Below are 16,043 nucleotides of genomic sequence, written 5' to 3'. Positions count from 1 at the left end.
TTTCGAACCGGCCAGGCCGGAACTTCGATCAGCCCTGCTTCGCGAGGTCCGCCATGAAGGCCCGCACCCGTTTCGCATTCATGCCGACGTCGCTGCCGCCGACCCGGCTGATCGAGCGCATGTCGACCAGGCTGCCGCCGCCCGGCGCCGGCCGTGCCCGGACGACGACATCGTCCTTGAAGCGGAAGAAGGTGCTGGTCGAAGTCGCCTCGAGCGTGCCGCCGGCGGGATCCGACTTGGCGACCGTCCAGCCGCGATCGCGGGCCAGAGCCTCGGCCCGCCGAATCGCATCTTCCGGACTGGCGGCCAGCCTGAGCGTCTGCAGATCCGAATAGGCCTCGCGGTGGATCGCCTTCCACCGCGCCTCGGGCGCCAGCGCCTTCAGTTCCGGACGGTCCATGTCGGGAATCTTCTCGAGATTGTCGGCGCGCACGGTGAGCGTGCGGAATTGCGGCAGATCGTCGAGATTGGTCGCGACATCGTGGATCGCCGGCACGCTCCGCGCCTGCCGGATCAGCGAGCCGAGGAAGAGCACGAAGCCGAGCGCCACGACCAGGGCCACCAGGTTGGCGAGCAGCAGATTGCCCTTCCGCGCGCGCCGCGCGAGCACCAGCCCGACGATCCCGAACACCGCCCCCGCAATCGCCGCAAAGAAGGCGTAGCGCAGCACGCCGAACGCCACGGAGAAATGCCAGAGCTCCCGCCCGGCGCCGAGCGAGGCGATCAGCGCCACGAGCACGCCGCCCACGCCGAACAGCAGGGCACCCCACGTCACCAAGCGCGCCCAGTCGCGCTTCGCGCGGCCCGCCGTTCCCGATGTCGTCGCCATGTCCTGCCTCCCGTTTCGACGCATCGTGCCCCGAAGCGGGAGCGACGGCAAGAGCATCCACACAAAGGGGGAGCGGAGCATCTCGCCTTGCCTGAAGGAAAGTGCGTCGAGGTTCACCGCACGGCCTCCACACGATCCGAAGAGCGCATCCCGGACCGCATCCGGTCTGCACTCCTGAGGAGCACCATTCTCCGTTCCGGCGCCTCCGCCGGAAAAATCATCCTATGATGAACAAACAGTATTTTTGAATGGTCATGCGCTTCCCAAACATATCCACGCGTGCGCTCATCGCGGGCTGCCTCATCCTGCTCTTCACAGGCTGTGGTCTGATCGTGTTTCTGGTCGCCGAGAAGCGGGCTGCCGAGGGGTGGGTCAGCCATACGTTCCAGGTCGCTGACCAGCTTTCCAAGACCCGCGTCCTCATGCTTCGAGCAGAGGTGCAGAAGCGCGGATTTGTCCTCGGTGGATCGCCCGCGCTCCGAGCGGAGGCCAGCCAGCTTCAACAGGACGCAGGGCGTGAACTGGACATTCTGCTCAAGGCCACTGCGGACAACCCGGCCCAATATAGGCGATCGATCAAGCTGCGAACGTTGTACGAGGAGCGAGTCCAGGTAACGAAGCGTATCCTCGAGCTGGCCGCGCAGGGACGCCCTCAGGACGCAGCCGCCGTCGCACTCAGTCCTGAGAACAAGCTCCGACAGGCGCGATGGACCCAGATGATCGAAGAGGCCGACAGCCAGGAGCGAAGGCTCCTCAAGAAACGCCAGACCACCTTCTCTCGCCTTGAGGCAAAGGCGGAAATCGCAGTCGTAGGTTGCGCAATTCTCCTCCTGATACTGGGGCTGATCCTTGCGCGAGAGCGCCGGGAACGGATGACCACGTTAAGGGATCTGAATCTGCAGCTCGAGCAGGATCTCGCCAGGCGAGAGCGGCTCGAGGCTGAACTCGTTGCCGCTCGGGCCAATGCCGAAGCGGCTGCGGAGAGCAAATCCAATTTTCTGGCCAACATGAGCCATGAGATACGAACCCCGATGAACGGCGTACTCGGGTTCACCGATCTGCTTCTTGGAAGCAAGCTCGACCCGGAGCAGAGACGTCAAGCGCAGATGATTGCTGACTCGGGCAAGGCGATGATGCGCCTTCTCAATGACATACTCGACATCTCGAAGATCGATGCGGGGCAGATCCAGATCTCGCCTGAAGCTGTCGATCTGCATCACAAGCTGAAGAATTGCGTCAAGCTTCTGCAGCCTGCCGCATCGCAGAAGCATATCGATCTTGAATGCCACACCGCCGCCAGTGTGCCTCAGTTCGCCACGCTTGATGGCTTGCGTGTACGCCAGATCGTGCTGAACCTTCTTGGCAATGCGATCAAATTCACGCACGAAGGTCGTGTTACACTCAGTGCCCGCGTCAATCATGATGGCAGCAGGAGCGTTCTCGAGGTTCAGGTGGCGGACACCGGTATCGGCATCGCACCCGATCGCCATGCCGCGGTGTTCGACCAGTTCGTCCAGGCTGAGCAGTCAACCGCCCGCCGCTTCGGCGGGACCGGCCTCGGGCTCTCGATCAGCAAAAGGCTGGCCGAGCTGATGGGCGGATCGCTCACCTTTGAAAGTGAGATCGGCGTCGGCACCGTTTTCACCCTCCTTCTCCCGATCGAGCGCGCTGAAAAAGCTGCGCGGAGCGAGCTCTCCGTTCCGAGCCAACTGATCTCAGGCGGCCCCGTGCGCATCCTGCTGGCAGAGGATCACGACGTGAATCAGGAACTGATGCAAGCCATGCTGGCCCATTTGGGCCACAGCGTCACCACGGTGTCCGACGGCGCGCAGGCCTTTGCCTCCGTCATTGCGGCGTCAGAGCAAGGGTTGCCACATCAGCTCGTCCTCATGGACATGCAGATGCCCGTCATGGATGGTATCACCTCCACTCAGGCGATCCGAGCTGCTGGCATAGCGGCAGAAGACCTGCCCATTGTCGCTTTGACAGCGAATGCTTACCCCGACGACATTGCGGCGTGCCTTGCGGCGGGCATGCAAGCGCACGTCACGAAACCCGTGCAAATGGCGTTGCTGAATTCCACGATCAGGAAGTGGACGTCCGGCGAGTCTCGGAAACAAGACCAAACCGACCAGCCGCCGGTCAGCCCAGCCCTGCAGGCGAAATATGAAGCGCGGAAAGTCGAACTGCTCCGGTTCGCGGACCGCCTCCATGCCGCAGAGGGGTTGGACGATGCCGCGATCGAGCAGCTGCAAATCTTCCTTCACAAGCTTGCAGGATCGGCCGGCATGTTCGCCGAACCGGAGCTCGGGGCGAAGGCCTCCGAACTTGAAACGGCATTGGAAGCTTCGACGGGAAGCGATCGCGCCGCATTGGTCGCCGAATTTGCCCAGACCCTGCGCGAGGCTTGCTGACCCAGCAGGGCTTACCTCTGGATTGCCACGCCTTGCCGCGAGCTTATTGTCACTAACGACCCGCTGTGGTCGCCTCTTTGGCCGGAGGGCTTGATGTCGGTCCTCGGAGCCGTCGACGGAAGATGGCGGTGACGGAAGACCAGGCCCGAGGGAGATATCTTAATGCGGCGAAATGCGCCGTTAACCTTCATCGTTCACATCTGGACGGAGTAACGGATGGCCGCCAGTGCGCTCGCGGAGCACGCCGTCGGCTTCCAAGACAATAAGGGTAAAGCAATGCGCGTGTTGCTGATCGAAGACGAGCCGACCACGGCGAAGAGCATCGAACTGATGCTCGGGGCCGAAGGCTTCAACGTCTATACGACAGATCTTGGCGAAGAGGGTTTGGATCTCGGCAAGCTGTATGATTACGACATCATCCTGCTCGACCTCAACCTTCCGGACATGCACGGCTACGACGTGCTGAAGAAGCTGCGCATGGCGAAGGTCGGCACGCCCGTGCTGATCCTGTCCGGCATCAGCGAGATGGATTCCAAGGTGCGCGCGCTCGGCTTCGGTGCCGACGATTACGTCACCAAGCCGTTCCACCGCGACGAACTCGTCGCCCGCATCCATGCGGTCGTCCGCCGTTCCAAGGGGCACAGCCAGTCGGTCATCCGCACCGGCAAGCTCGCCGTCAATCTCGACGCCAAGACGGTCGAGGTCGACAGCGCCCGCGTGCACCTGACGGGCAAGGAATATGCGATGCTGGAGCTGCTCTCGCTCCGCAAGGGCACGACCCTCACCAAGGAAATGTTCCTCAACCACCTCTATGGCGGCATGGACGAGCCGGAGCTGAAGATCATCGACGTCTTCATCTGCAAGCTCCGCAAGAAGCTCTCCCTCGCCTGCGGCGGCGAAAATTACATCGAGACCGTATGGGGCCGCGGCTACGCCTTGAACGATCCCGATGAAGTGGAGCAGCCGCGGGCCGCTTAACCTATACCGTCATCAGGTGTGAATCATGGGCATTTCTATTCTTGTTTGCGACGATGACGATCTGCTGATCGACCTCATCGATTATCGCCTTAGTTCACGCGGCTACGACGTCGTCATCGCCAACGATGGAAGCGAAGCTCTGAAGCGCATCGCGGATGCCATTCCCGACGCGATCATCCTCGACGCCATGATGCCGGTAATCGACGGCTATGAGGTGCTCCGCCGGCTCCGGGAGAACGAAGCGACCAAATCCGTCCCCGTCATCATGCTCACCGCGCGCAAGCAGGAGCAGGATATCGTCAGCGCTCTTGAGCTCGGCGCCAACGACTATCTCGTGAAGCCTTTCATTCCGGAGGAGCTCGTGGCCCGCCTCAGCCGTCTGCTCGAGGGACAGAAGTGAGCTACCACGCGCTCGTCGCGACTGCATTGCTGGCGGTTCCGCAACCCGCGGTCGCGCAGACGTTGGCGCCGGAGCAGGCCTACGAAGAGGGCGTTGCAGCTCGAACCGCCGGTGATATTGCAAGAGCCGTGGAGTTGTTGAGCCAAGTGGTGGAAGCTCAGCCTGCGAATGCGGATGCTCACCTGCAGCTTGGCCTCGCGCTATCAGCTGCCCATCGGGATGAAGAGGCAAAGGCCGCACTCTCGCGGACCCTCGAGATCGCGCCTGATTACGTCGACGCACGGATCGCACTGGCGCGCCTCGCGCAACGGAGAGGAGACCTGGACGAAGCAAGGCGTCAGGTCGGTTCGATCAGCAGCAGCAATCAAGAGGTGCGTGATCTCATCAGCACCCTCAGCGCCGGCGAGGCGGCCCTCCCTTACCGCTGGCAGCTCGATATTGATGGCAGCTATAGCGCCTTGGGGAGTGGCCGACCCGATTGGAAGGAGGCGACTGTCCAGCTCGGCTACAATGCAGGCCCGGCGACGGTCATTGCGGGCAGACTGGAGGGATCCAGGCGCTTCGGGTTCAGCGACGTCTATGGCGAGCTGCGCCTCGACCAGAGGCTATCGAGCGATGCTGCCATCTATGTGAGCCTCGGAGGCACTCCCGATGCGGACTTTCGCCCCGAATGGCAGATCGGCGTCGGCGGCTCCCTGCGCGTGCGACGCGGGCCGGCCGCGACCGCTGTGACCCTCGATGCCCGCCAGGCACGTTATGCCGCCGGCGACATTCAGACCGTCTCACCCGGCGTGGAGCAGTACATCTTCGGCGGTCGAGCATGGATTAGCGGCCGCTGGATCAACATCTTCGATGAGGCGGGCAATCATCAATGGGGCTGGCTCGGCCGCGCTGACGTGCTCGCAACCGAGGCCATCAGGCTGTTCGCCGGAGCTGCCGACGCCCCGGACGTGAGCGAAGGTGTGGTGACTGACACATTCAGCCTTTTCGCGGGAGTCTCTGCGGCGATCAGCCAGCGCACAACCATTCGCTTGTCCATCGCGCATGAAGATCGCGCAACCGGAACGGACCGATCTCAGGTCGGCATGGGCCTCGGCATCCGCTTTTGACCACATTGCTCGCCTTGTGGTGGGCGTCCCTTGCGATCGCCGGGAGCGCGTTGGTCATCATGTTCGGACTGCTGGCAGGGCGGGTGATCTTCGGCCGTTTCAAGCGCGCCCGTGAGGCAGAGAGGAAGCGCTTGGTTCCTGTTCTGCTCGGCTCCCGGCCGGCGCTGAAGATCGACTGGCTGGCACGGCGTTCGATCACGGACTTGTCCATTGAGTTGATTCGCCTCGTGCGTGGAACCGATCGCGAGCGGTTCGTCGCGACAGCGACGTCCTTCGGGGTGCCGGAGCGGCTTCGCCATCGTCTCGGAAGCGGCTCGGCCCGGGTGCGCTTGTCGGCGACCGAAGCTTTGGCCGAGTTCGGCGACGCAAGGTCCATTCAGCATCTGCATGCCGCGCTCCGGGATCGTAGCGCCGAGGTCAGGTTGAGCGCAGCTTTGGCCTTGGCGGAGGTGCGCGCTGCCCCGCCGGCCCGAGAGCTCGTCGAAATGCTCGCTATCGGCACGAAAGAAAACTCGCTTCTGACGCGTGCACTCTTTCGAGAGATCGCCCAGGCCCAGCCGGAAGAACTCAAAGCCCTCATACTCGACGAGTCCGTGTCCCCGGGGGCCAAGGCGACGGCGATCGAGATCCTGGCCGCTTCCGGAGACTATTCCCTGGTGCCCATCGTAGCACGCCTGGCGAGTGCGGCGCCGGCGGACGATCCCGATCTGCCCAGGTATCTTCGGGCGTTGGGGGACTTCGGGCATCCAGCCGGTCGAAAGCCGGTCGCATCCGGCTTGTTGAGCCCGAACTGGGAAGTGCGCGCAGCCGCCGCAGAGGCGGCGGGACGCATTTCCTTGACGGAGGCAGCACCGAACCTCGCCGCGCTTCTGCACGATCAGGTATTCTGGGTTCGCCTGCGGGCCGGCGAAGCCCTGCTCCGGCTCGGCCAGATCGGTGTGGACATGATGGAGCGCGTCGCCGAATCCGACCAGGAACCGGCCCGCACGGCTGCAGCCACTATCCTTGCGGAGAGGCGCTCCGAATGACGTTCTCCACCGCTGGCGCCACAATAGCCGGTTGGGTCGCGATCCTGGTGATCGCCACTGGACTGGTTCAAACGGCCTTCTACATCGTTCAGCTCATATTCGCAGGCTACGCGCTCGGACGCCGTCCGCCCATTCCGAAAGCATCGATCCTGTGGCGCCGCTACGCCGACGAGGCTCCGGCGATCGCCGTGCTCGCGCCGGCGTTCAACGAGGAGGTCACGATCGTCGAAAGCGTGAACTCCCTCCTGGCGCTGCAATATCCGGATTTCGAGATCGTCGTGATCAACGATGGTTCCAAGGATAGCACGCTCGCGACCTTGCTCGACCATTTCGCGCTCGCTCCGGTCGCACGCTACCATGATCTCGCAGTCAAACACGCACCGATCCGCGGCCTCTATGCGAGTCCGCGGCTGCCGCGATTGCTGGTCGTCGACAAGGAGAATGGTGGGAAATCGGATGCCCTGAACGCCGGGATCAATGTCGCGCGGGCGCCGCTTTTCTGTTCGATCGACGCCGATTCCCTGCTGGAGCCGGATGCTTTGCTGCGCGCGGTCCGTCCTTTCGTTGAGGAGCCACGACAGACCCTCGCCGTAGGAGGTACGATCCGGATAGCGAATGGCAGCCGTATCCACGCTGGCCAGGTGCTCAGCGTGGGGCTGCCCCGCAACTTTCTCGCGCTGGTGCAGATCGTCGAATATCTCCGGGCGTTCCTGATGGCGCGCCTGGCCCTCAGCGCGATGCAGGCGCTGACGGTGATCTCGGGCGCGTTCGGGCTTTTCCAACGCCAGGCAGCGCTCGACGTCGGCGGTTACAGCCACGGCACCGTGGGGGAAGACATGGAGCTCGTGATCAAGCTTCATCGGCATGCCCGAGAGGAGAAGCGCCCCTACCGCATCGCCTTCATCCCCGAACCCGTCTGTTGGACCGAGGTACCGGAAAGCTTCGCGATCCTGGGCCGACAAAGAGCACGATGGCAGCGGGGGGCGCTCGAAACATTCTTCCGGCACCGCAGGATGTTGTTCAATCCGCGCTATGGACGCGTCGGCTTCATCGGCTTCGGGCACATCCTGCTGGTCGACGTCGTCGGCCCGGTCGTGGAGGTCCTCGGATACTTCCTCATCCCGCTGCTATGGCTCCTCGGCACGTTGAACACCGCCTATTTCGCGGCGTTCATTGCCATGACCTTCACGTTCGGTGTCTTTGTCAGCGTGGCCACACTCATCCTCGAGGAAGCGGAACTGCGTCGCTTCGCCCGGGCTCGAGACCTCGCGATTCTCACAGCTGTCGCAGTCCTGGAAAACTTCGGCTATCGCCAACTCGCAAATCTCTGGCGGATCCGTGGCTGGTGGCAGTTCCTGCGCGGCCATCAGGGGTGGGGGCAAATGACGCGGAAAGGCTTCGGCGATCGGTGAGCGATGATCCGTCCGAGTCTTTCGTGCCGCGCTTTCCCGTGCGAGCGGTGCTCATCGCCGTTGCTGCGATGCTCATCATCGCGGTGGTTTCTGGCGCAACCACGTGGGTGGTGAGCAAGCGGCTCCGCACGATCACAAGCTCGCAACTGACGGTTCTTACGACATCCGAACGGGTGCAACACCTTAGTGACACGGCCGAGCTTGCCGTTGACGCGGCTGTTGCGACGGGCAACCCGGCATACGCCCGGCGATATCTGGATGTCCAACCCCGGCTCCGCGGGGCTCTGCGCATATTGCGCGAGGCCATTCAGCTTTCGGAGAACCGGGCAACCTTCATGCTCGTCGAACAGGCCGAGAACCAGATTGCGAAGCAGCAAATCAAGGCGCTGAAACTCGTGACCAACGGTCAACGCGAAGATGCCCTCCGCCTCGTGCAAGAACCCGATTACCTCGAGCTGGAGCGGGCGTACCGCTCTGCGCTCACCAGGATTGGCGAACGCTCCAGATCCTTCGTTGCTGCCACGCAGGAAGAGGCTAATCGGTACCTCGCGATCAACCTTGCCACCAGTCTCGCGGCGCTGCTGCTCCTCGGCGTCGCTTGGGCTCTCGTGGTTCGCCCCGCCAGGCAGTGGGCAAGGCAACTTGCGGAAGCGCGGAGCAGAGCCGAGAATGCCACGCGTGCCAAGAGCGACTTTCTGGCTGTGATGAGCCATGAGATTCGAACCCCGCTCAACAGCATCATCGGGTTCGCGGATCTGCTCTCGGAAGACAGCTCTTTGCTGGTTCAACAGCGCAAGAAGGTCGGCATGATCCAGAATGCCGGAGCGATGTTGCTGACCGTCGTGAATGATCTCCTCGACTTTTCCAAGATCGAAGCTGGTCGCGTTGAACTGTCGCCACATCCGTTTGCGTTGGCAACCTTCATCGATAATGCGGTCTCTATCGTCAGGAGCAGTGCAGAGCTCAAGGGTCTGGCGGTTCGGGTCGAAGTTGATCCGAGGCTCACGGGCTTTTATTTCGCCGATGAGAGCCGTTTACGGCAAGTTCTACTCAACCTTTTGAACAACGCCGTCAAATTCACGGCCACCGGATCGATCACACTCGATGTCGCCCGGGTACGCGCGGATGAGAACGTCGAGGACATGAGAGTCACCGTAACGGACACTGGACCGGGCATCGCGCCTGACCGGCAGGCAATGCTCTTTCAGCCTTTCGTGCAAGCCGACGCGTCCATCACGAGGCGCTACGGCGGCACGGGGCTCGGGCTCAGCATCTCGAAAACGCTGATCGAACTGATGAACGGTCGCGTCGGACTCTCGAGCACGCCGAATGAGGGGTCCTCATTCTGGTTTGAGGTCGGGCTGCCAATTGCCAGCAGAGATGACCTCATCAAGGAGGCGGAGCAGCTGCCGCCGGAGGTGTTCGGAGCGCGCATCCTCCTCGTCGAGGACCTGCCGATGAATCAGGAACTCGCCAAGGCGATCCTGGGGAGGGCCGGACACAAGATTGACGTAGCCGGCGATGGGATCGCTGCCGTCCGAGCAGCGAGTTCCACCCTGTACGACCTCATTCTCATGGACATACAGATGCCACGCATGGACGGCATCACCGCGACGCGGAGGATTCGTGAGCTTCCCGGCGCTGCGTCCGGAACGCCGATCCTGGCAATGACGGCAAACGTGCTGCCGGCTCAGATCAGGGAGTTCCTGGATGCCGGTATGGATGGGCACATCGGGAAACCGATCCGCCCGGTAGAGCTGCATTCCGCGATCGCCGGAGCGCTCGCCGGCCGCAGCTTCGGCGGCAATGTCGCGCCGGACTCTCGAGAGACGAGCATCTGGTTCGATCGTGCCGTTTTCCAGGAGGTAAAGGCTATGCTGCCGCCTGCGCGCCTCCGCCGCCATGTCGAAGGGCTCATCGCGGAGACGAGCGAAACCCTGAGGGCGGCTGAGGAAGCGACGCAGACGGAACGTTCGACAGACCAGGAGAAAATCGGCGCTGCGGCACACAGGATTATTTCGCAGGCCGGCATGCTGGGCCTGATCCGACTCTCGAATGCTGCGCGAGACCTCGAAGATGCCGTTCGCGAAGGCTCTGTCTCCGAGGCAGTCGTTGAGCTCTTCAGGGTGGCCGCCAGGGATCCTGAATTCGCGCTTCCAGCCATCGAGAGCGAGGACGGCGCGGACGCTTGAACGCGGGAGCGAGCTTTGCATCGACAGGGCACTCACCGAGCCCCGGTACCCGTCGGTGACCTCGACGCGGAATTCATTTCCTCTCCAGATCATGAGCGGATCGTCCTAGAGGATCTCCGCGCGATGATGACGGCATATCGCTGAGCGGCTTCATGATCCGGCAATTCCTGCCCGGCGCCGTCGCGAACCCGCCGTCCGTCTGCGGTGTTGAAAAGTAGCGCATGGCCCGCCCAGCCCACGGACGCTTTTATGGCTTCAAGCTCGCTGAGATCAGGCGGAAACCTGTCCCCGTATTACCGCCTTTGTACCTTGCTCACTACTGCGAGACCCGCCAAGGCGGGTGCAGCAGGTAAGCATGAGGACCCTCAATGGCGACATCGACTTTCGAGGAGCATCTCACCGACCGCAAATTCGAGCTGCTGGTGCAGTCGGTGACGGACTACGCCATCTACATGCTTGACGCGGAAGGGCGGATCGTCACTTGGAACCCGGGAGCCGAGCGCTTCAAGGGGTACACCGCTGACGAGGTCACCGGAGAACATTTCTCGCGGTTCTTCACGCGCGAGGATCAGGAGGCAGAGCTGCCCGCCCGTGCCCTTCGGATCGCAGCCAGGGAAGGTCGGTTCGAGGCGGAGGGCTGGCGCGTTCGGAAGGACGGCACTCGCTTCTGGGCACACGCGATCCTTGACCCAATCCGCGCTGAAGATGGCACGCTCATCGGTTACGCGAAGATTACCCGTGACATCAGTGAGCGGAAGGAACGGGAGCGCGCGCTGCACGAGAGCGAGCGACGCTTTCAGTTGCTAGTGGGTTCAGTCGAAGATTACGCGATCTACATGCTGGACCCGCACGGGCTGATCACCACCTGGAACGCCGGCGCCCGGCGCTTCAAGGGCTACGAGGCCGACGAGATCATGGGCGAGCATTTCTCAAAGTTCTTTGTTCCCGAAGACCGTCGCGACGGGCTCCCGTCACGGATCCTGAAGACCGCTGCCGAGCAAAAGCGGTTCGAGATGGAAGGCTGGCGGCTTCGCAAGGACGGAACCAGGTTCCTGGCGCATGTCGTGGTGGATGCCATTCACGACGAAGAAGGGGCACTGGTCGGTTTCGCTAAGATCACGCGGGACATAACCGAGAAACGGCGCCTGGAAGAGTCCACCTTTGCGAGCGCGCTCCAGTTCCGGCTGCTGGTGCAAGGCGTACGCGATTACGCCATATACATGCTCGACACTGCAGGCCGCATTACCAGCTGGAACTCCGGCGCACGAGCGATCAAGGGCTATGAGGAGGAGGAGGTGCTCGGAAAGCATTTCTCTCGCTTCTACACCGAGGAAGATCGTGCTCGGGGTGCGCCGGCGGCCGCCCTCGAAGCGGCGCTGCGCGACGGCAAGTTCGAAGCCGAGGCTCAGCGGGTGCGCAAGGACGGCTCCCTTTTCTGGGCGCACGTCCTGATTGATCCCATCTACAATGAAGACGGCGAGCATGTCGGCTTTGCCAAGATCACGCGTGACGTAAGCGAGAAGAAGCGTTCGGAGCAGGAGCTCCGCGTAACCCAGGAAGCGCTCCTACAGTCACAGAAGCTGCAAGCCCTGGGTGAGCTCGCCGGTGGCATCGCTCACGACTTCAACAACCTTATGACGGTCATGCGTGGATCCGCGGATTTCCTGTTGAGGCAGCCGGATTTGCCGCTCGAGAAGCGCAACCGGTACCTGCACGTCATGCTGGAGACCGCCGAGCGCGCAACAAGCCTGACATCTCAGCTGCTGACGTTCGCCCGGCGTCAGCCGCTCGAGCCTGAGGTGATCGACCTAAGCGTTCGCCTGGATGCGCTCGGCGAGATGCTCCAGCGGACACTCGGCAGCCTCTACGATCTCCAGCTCGATCTTGCACCTGCACTGTGGCACGTCGAGATCGATCCCGCCGGCCTCGAAGCGGCGTTGCTGAACGCCGTCGTCAACGCCCGAGACGCGATGCCGAACGGCGGGCGTATCACGGTCTCGACGCGGAATGTCTCTGGCCCGAATGGGGAGGGAGTTACCCTTTCGATCAGCGACACTGGCGAAGGCATTTCCCCCGAGCAGCTTCAGCGCGTATTCGAACCCTTCTTCACCACGAAACCTACCGGCAAGGGTACTGGTCTGGGCCTTTCCCAGATCCACGGATATGCTGTTCAGTCCGGCGGATCCGCCAAGATCCAGTCCGAAGTCGGCCACGGCACGACCGTCGAGATCTGGCTTCCCCGAACGAGCAAGGCGGCTCCGAGGAAGGAGTCCGTGGGTGAGCACACCGCTCTGCCGCAGGGCCTGAGGGTGCTCTTGGTCGAGGACAGCGATCACGTACGCTACTTCGCTCACCAATTGCTCGACGATCTCGGCTGCAACGTAGTGGAAGCTGCCAACGGCAGCGAAGCCCTTTCCCGATTGGAGGAGACCGATGTCGACCTTGTGTTCTCCGACATCGTCATGCCGGGCATGAGCGGGCTGGATCTCGCTCAAAGGATACGGGAAACACGTAGAGGTCTGCCGGTGCTCCTCGCCAGCGGGTACAGCAGCAAGCAATTCATCCCGAAGGACCAGCGCGAGTTTCCCATCCTGCGCAAACCGTACAAGCTGGAGACCCTCGCAGCAGGCATCCATCAGCTTGTCGCTCCGGAACAGACTACCGTTTCAGGTTAGCCCTTCCCTGCCCGATCGGGGAAGATCGGAAACAATCCTGGAGTCCCAAGGAGACAAAACTCATCTTTAGAGGGTTGCGGATTGGTCTCCCGTCACGACCACGCCTTCGGCAAACCTGCGCTTATCAGTACGCGAGGTGTGGCCATTTGCGGCAGCCTTCACGATCGGCGACGCGAATTCGATGCGTGACCTCTGAGTTGATGTCCCGTGATCGACTTTGGTGGCTGGCCGAGGCCCCGTCTATTCGGAAAACGGATGTCCGAGAAGGGAAGCGGTGTAGAGCAGAATCTTTGGACGGCCCTCCACCACAAGGTTACCAAACCTGGCTGCTCCACTTCCTATCCACCGGACTTCAGCACCAGCCAGTACTACGTCGCGCTTCTCCTCCACGAGTTCTTTCACGTCATGCAGTATCGCCGTATGGGATTTGACCGGTTCCTGACGCGCTACGGTTACGAGATGAGCCAGCATGGCTTCGATCCCGACAGGCTCTATGACTATGAATCCCGCAGCAGGACCTTCGCGCAGGAGACGATCGAAAGGCAGGCGGACATGGTCGGCGTTTATGGCGGGTTCAAGTTTTTCGGCGATGCTAAAGGAATGAAGGCGCTGGCACCTAGGCTCCGTGGCAGCGGCGTTTATGGCTTCTGATCGGGCACCACGTATGCGCCTTGCAATATTGGCCTGGCTGTCACTCGTGGCTGCCTGCCAGGAAGGCATTCACGTGACGGTGGAGCAGGATGCCGGCAAGGCACGCTTCATCGTGACTCCGGTTGCCGAACGTTTCCGGACCTGCATCCGCACGGTCAATGTATATGGCCCACAGACGACGGCAGATCGGAAAGTTCCGATCTGGCATCTGGAGCGAAGGGACCCCGAGGTGTGCGTCGCCAGTCTCGACTTTGGTGTCGCTCCGCAAGGCTTTGAAGGTGACCCACCAACTGCCCAGCTTCGTCCAGGTACGCGCTACGAGGTCGCACTGATGGGACCCGGCTTCAACGACGGGGCCGCATTCATCGCGCGGTGACGACGCGCCGTTCATTGCTTCGGTTGGCAAATTCAGGAGCGGAGCGGCCACGGCTCGCCATCTCCCAAACGAACCAACATGCCGTTGCATCGGGCCGAGACGAGAAATCCTGCTTGATGCACCCGGTAAGCGGGCACGTAACTCGCTCTCGAGTGATCTGCTGCCGCAGAGATGCTCGATACGTGCGAGGACGGGCACCCTCGCCGGCGCGCGCCGAAGCGATCTTGATCCCGGCGCGGCAAGCGCAATGGGGTGCGAGTCCTGAAGTCGTGGGAGATGGGCTCACGCGAGACCGCGAACGACATGATGATCGGCGCGCGCCGCCGTTGCTGCGCGTGAGAAGTCGACAGGAGACCTTGGTGCCTCTCGGCGCGCGATAGTGTCACACAGGTCGGCTAGACCGGCGCGATGCTGCCCGGTGTTCAACGCACGGCCTGGATCGCCCGCTGGATGCTCCCGCTCGAGCCCGCTCTGCGCGCCTGGTTGAGATCCCGCGTCGTGGGGTCCGGGTTGGACGTCGATGACGTCGTCCAGGAGACCTATGCGATCGCCGGCGAACTGCCGTCGACCGACCATATTCGCCAGCCGCGCAACTATGTTTTCCAGATCGCGCAATCGATCCTGCTCGCGCAGTTCCGGCGCAGTCGGATCGTGCCGATCGACTATCTCGCGGAGCTCGACCAGTTCGATCCCGCGGCGGACGTGCCCGGCCCCGAACAGCAGGTGAGCGGCCGGCAGGAACTCGAGCGTCTTGCCGCGCTGATGGCGGAGCTGCCGGATCGCCAGCGCGAGGCATTCCAGCTGCTGAAGCTGGACGGGTTCAGCCAGCGCGACGCGGCAGCGCGGATGAGAGTCAGCGAAAGCACCCTCGAGAAACACGTCGCGAAGGCATTGCTCACCTTGATGGAGCGGCTGGAGCGTAGCGGAAAGCGTGCGGCTCGTGCATCTGGCACTCAGGATCAAGATGCACTGGACGTTCGTGGATCAAGCGGCAAACCCGATCGATGAGGCAGCGGCGGCCTGGGTCGCGCGCCGAGGCCGCGGCCTCGGCGAAGAGGAAGAGGCCGCCCTGCAGGCATGGCTTGCCGCCGACCGCCGGCACGTCGGTGCGCTGATCCGCGCCGAAGCGGTATTCGCCACCTTCGATCGCGCCCGGGCGCTCGGCCCGCTCAACGTGGAGCGACTTGCGCCGCATCCATCGCGCCGATGGCTGCTCGGCGCCGGCGGCGCAGCCATCGCCGCTTCGTTCGTCGGCGCGGCGGCGGTGAGCCTGTGGCCGCGCGACCAGCTGCACGAACATGCGACCGGCACAGGGGAAATACGCTCGATCCCGCTCGCCGATGGATCGGTGGTGACGCTCGACGCGGCGAGCCGCCTTGCTGTGGCATTCAGCGGCAGGGAGCGCGTCATCGCCCTGCTGGCCGGCAGGGCCTTGTTCGACGTCGCGAAAGATCCTGACCGTCCCTTCACCGTCGATGCCGGCGCACTGAGCGTCCGAGCGCTCGGCACCAGCTTCTCCGTCGAGCGCCTGGGCAGCGATGGTGCCGACGTGCTGATGCGCGAGGGCTTGGTGGAAGTGACCCGCCGAGCGACCAGGGGCTCCGGCACGACATTGCGCGGGACCGATCGGTTGACGTTCGCGGCCGGCAAGCTGATGCGGCGCGCGCCCGATGCCCAGAGCGTGGAGCGCGCGCTGGGTTGGCGCAGCGGCATGCTCGATTTCGCCGACGTGCCGCTGGGAGACGCCGTCTCCACATTCGCGCGTTACGGCGGCACGCGCATCGTCGTTGCGCCCGAAGTTGCCGGCCGCCGCGTCACCGGGCTGTTCGCCGCCAGCGATCCACGCGGTTTTGCGCTGGCCGCGGCGGCCAGCCTCGGCATCCGCGCCGAGTCCGCGCCCAACCAAATCGTCCTTACCCGCTGATTTTCTGCGTGTCGCACTAGCGGATCGATCGCGGCCGATTCTCCGGAGAGGGAGG

Annotated in this window: 14 protein-coding genes; 12 read left to right on the top strand and 2 right to left on the bottom strand. The window is 63.0% G+C overall.

Features of this window, described 5'->3' with window-relative positions:
* Nucleotides 1–28 precede the first annotated feature (28 nt).
* Nucleotides 29–829: a DUF1499 domain-containing protein gene (locus C7I55_RS07690; protein WP_106512277.1), complete on the bottom strand. Its 801-nt coding sequence runs from the start codon at nt 827–829 to the stop codon at nt 29–31.
* A gap of 248 nt (nt 830–1,077) precedes the next feature.
* Here C7I55_RS07690 and C7I55_RS07685 point away from each other — a divergent pair, with 248 nt between their 5' ends.
* The 7 genes from C7I55_RS07685 to C7I55_RS07655 all read left to right on the top strand — a co-directional run bounded on the left by C7I55_RS07685 (nt 1,078) and on the right by C7I55_RS07655 (nt 10,362).
* Nucleotides 1,078–3,243 (top strand): ATP-binding protein, encoded by a 2,166-nt coding sequence (locus C7I55_RS07685; RefSeq protein ID WP_106512276.1) that lies wholly within the window; start codon nt 1,078–1,080, stop codon nt 3,241–3,243.
* Nucleotides 3,244–3,519: 276 nt separating this feature from the next.
* On the top strand, nt 3,520–4,221 hold the full coding sequence (ctrA, locus tag C7I55_RS07680) for a response regulator transcription factor CtrA (RefSeq protein ID WP_106512490.1): 702 nt from the start codon (nt 3,520–3,522) through the stop codon (nt 4,219–4,221).
* A 25-nt stretch (nt 4,222–4,246) separates the two neighbouring features.
* On the top strand, nt 4,247–4,621 hold the full coding sequence (locus C7I55_RS07675) for a response regulator transcription factor (RefSeq protein ID WP_106512275.1): 375 nt from the start codon (nt 4,247–4,249) through the stop codon (nt 4,619–4,621).
* The gene (locus C7I55_RS07670; protein ID WP_106512274.1) at nt 4,618–5,730 is read left to right on the top strand and encodes a YaiO family outer membrane beta-barrel protein; all 1,113 of its coding nucleotides are present in this window, start codon (nt 4,618–4,620) and stop codon (nt 5,728–5,730) included. Before C7I55_RS07675 ends, C7I55_RS07670 begins: the two co-directional genes overlap by 4 nt.
* A gap of 59 nt (nt 5,731–5,789) precedes the next feature.
* The gene (locus C7I55_RS07665) at nt 5,790–6,758 is read left to right on the top strand and encodes a HEAT repeat domain-containing protein (RefSeq protein WP_146150954.1); all 969 of its coding nucleotides are present in this window, start codon (nt 5,790–5,792) and stop codon (nt 6,756–6,758) included.
* Nucleotides 6,755–8,170, top strand: a complete 1,416-nt coding sequence (locus C7I55_RS07660) for a glycosyltransferase family 2 protein (RefSeq protein WP_106512272.1) — start codon at nt 6,755–6,757, stop codon at nt 8,168–8,170. Before C7I55_RS07665 ends, C7I55_RS07660 begins: the two co-directional genes overlap by 4 nt.
* Nucleotides 8,167–10,362: an ATP-binding protein gene (locus C7I55_RS07655; protein WP_106512271.1), complete on the top strand. Its 2,196-nt coding sequence runs from the start codon at nt 8,167–8,169 to the stop codon at nt 10,360–10,362. Before C7I55_RS07660 ends, C7I55_RS07655 begins: the two co-directional genes overlap by 4 nt.
* 89 nt (nt 10,363–10,451) lie before the next feature.
* Here the strand turns inward: C7I55_RS07655 and C7I55_RS29435 are convergent, their stop codons facing one another.
* Nucleotides 10,452–10,601 (bottom strand): DUF6894 family protein, encoded by a 150-nt coding sequence (locus C7I55_RS29435; RefSeq protein WP_408640587.1) that lies wholly within the window; start codon nt 10,599–10,601, stop codon nt 10,452–10,454.
* Between the two features lie 129 nt (nt 10,602–10,730).
* On the opposite strand from C7I55_RS29435, the gene C7I55_RS07650 reads away from it, so the two are divergent.
* The 5 genes from C7I55_RS07650 (at nt 10,731) to C7I55_RS07630 (ending at nt 15,988) form a co-directional block, all read left to right on the top strand.
* Nucleotides 10,731–13,037 (top strand): hybrid sensor histidine kinase/response regulator, encoded by a 2,307-nt coding sequence (locus C7I55_RS07650; protein ID WP_106512270.1) that lies wholly within the window; start codon nt 10,731–10,733, stop codon nt 13,035–13,037.
* Between the two features lie 255 nt (nt 13,038–13,292).
* Nucleotides 13,293–13,688 (top strand): hypothetical protein, encoded by a 396-nt coding sequence (locus tag C7I55_RS07645; protein WP_106512269.1) that lies wholly within the window; start codon nt 13,293–13,295, stop codon nt 13,686–13,688.
* A 13-nt stretch (nt 13,689–13,701) separates the two neighbouring features.
* Nucleotides 13,702–14,064 (top strand): hypothetical protein, encoded by a 363-nt coding sequence (locus tag C7I55_RS07640; RefSeq protein WP_158266324.1) that lies wholly within the window; start codon nt 13,702–13,704, stop codon nt 14,062–14,064.
* Between the two features lie 408 nt (nt 14,065–14,472).
* Nucleotides 14,473–15,072 (top strand): RNA polymerase sigma factor, encoded by a 600-nt coding sequence (locus tag C7I55_RS07635; protein WP_106512267.1) that lies wholly within the window; start codon nt 14,473–14,475, stop codon nt 15,070–15,072.
* Entirely contained in the window at nt 15,029–15,988 is a 960-nt protein-coding gene (locus tag C7I55_RS07630) for a FecR family protein (protein WP_106512266.1), read from the top strand. Before C7I55_RS07635 ends, C7I55_RS07630 begins: the two co-directional genes overlap by 44 nt.
* Nucleotides 15,989–16,043 lie beyond the last annotated feature (55 nt).

The organism is Allosphingosinicella deserti (assembly GCF_003012735.1).
GTDB classification, from domain to species: Bacteria; Pseudomonadota; Alphaproteobacteria; order Sphingomonadales; family Sphingomonadaceae; genus Allosphingosinicella; species Allosphingosinicella deserti.
Note: the sequence above shows the minus strand (reverse complement) of the source record. Positions and strands in the feature narration are given on the sequence as shown.

Excerpts from the sequence above, each read along its gene's own strand:
- C7I55_RS07660 (WP_106512272.1), top strand. The coding sequence starts at position 6,755 with ATGACGTTCTCCACCGCTGGCGCCACAATAGCCGGTTGGGTCGCGATC.
- C7I55_RS07675 (WP_106512275.1), top strand. The coding sequence starts at position 4,247 with ATGGGCATTTCTATTCTTGTTTGCGACGATGACGATCTGCTGATCGAC.
- C7I55_RS07635 (WP_106512267.1), top strand. The coding sequence starts at position 14,473 with ATGCTGCCCGGTGTTCAACGCACGGCCTGGATCGCCCGCTGGATGCTC.
- C7I55_RS07630 (WP_106512266.1), top strand. The coding sequence starts at position 15,029 with ATGCACTGGACGTTCGTGGATCAAGCGGCAAACCCGATCGATGAGGCA.
- C7I55_RS07640 (WP_158266324.1), top strand. The coding sequence starts at position 13,702 with ATGCGCCTTGCAATATTGGCCTGGCTGTCACTCGTGGCTGCCTGCCAG.
- C7I55_RS07690 (WP_106512277.1), bottom strand. The coding sequence starts at position 829 with ATGGCGACGACATCGGGAACGGCGGGCCGCGCGAAGCGCGACTGGGCG.
- C7I55_RS07650 (WP_106512270.1), top strand. The coding sequence starts at position 10,731 with ATGGCGACATCGACTTTCGAGGAGCATCTCACCGACCGCAAATTCGAG.
- C7I55_RS07665 (WP_146150954.1), top strand. The coding sequence starts at position 5,790 with ATGTTCGGACTGCTGGCAGGGCGGGTGATCTTCGGCCGTTTCAAGCGC.
- C7I55_RS07685 (WP_106512276.1), top strand. The coding sequence starts at position 1,078 with ATGGTCATGCGCTTCCCAAACATATCCACGCGTGCGCTCATCGCGGGC.
- ctrA (WP_106512490.1), top strand. The coding sequence starts at position 3,520 with ATGCGCGTGTTGCTGATCGAAGACGAGCCGACCACGGCGAAGAGCATC.
- C7I55_RS07645 (WP_106512269.1), top strand. The coding sequence starts at position 13,293 with ATGTCCGAGAAGGGAAGCGGTGTAGAGCAGAATCTTTGGACGGCCCTC.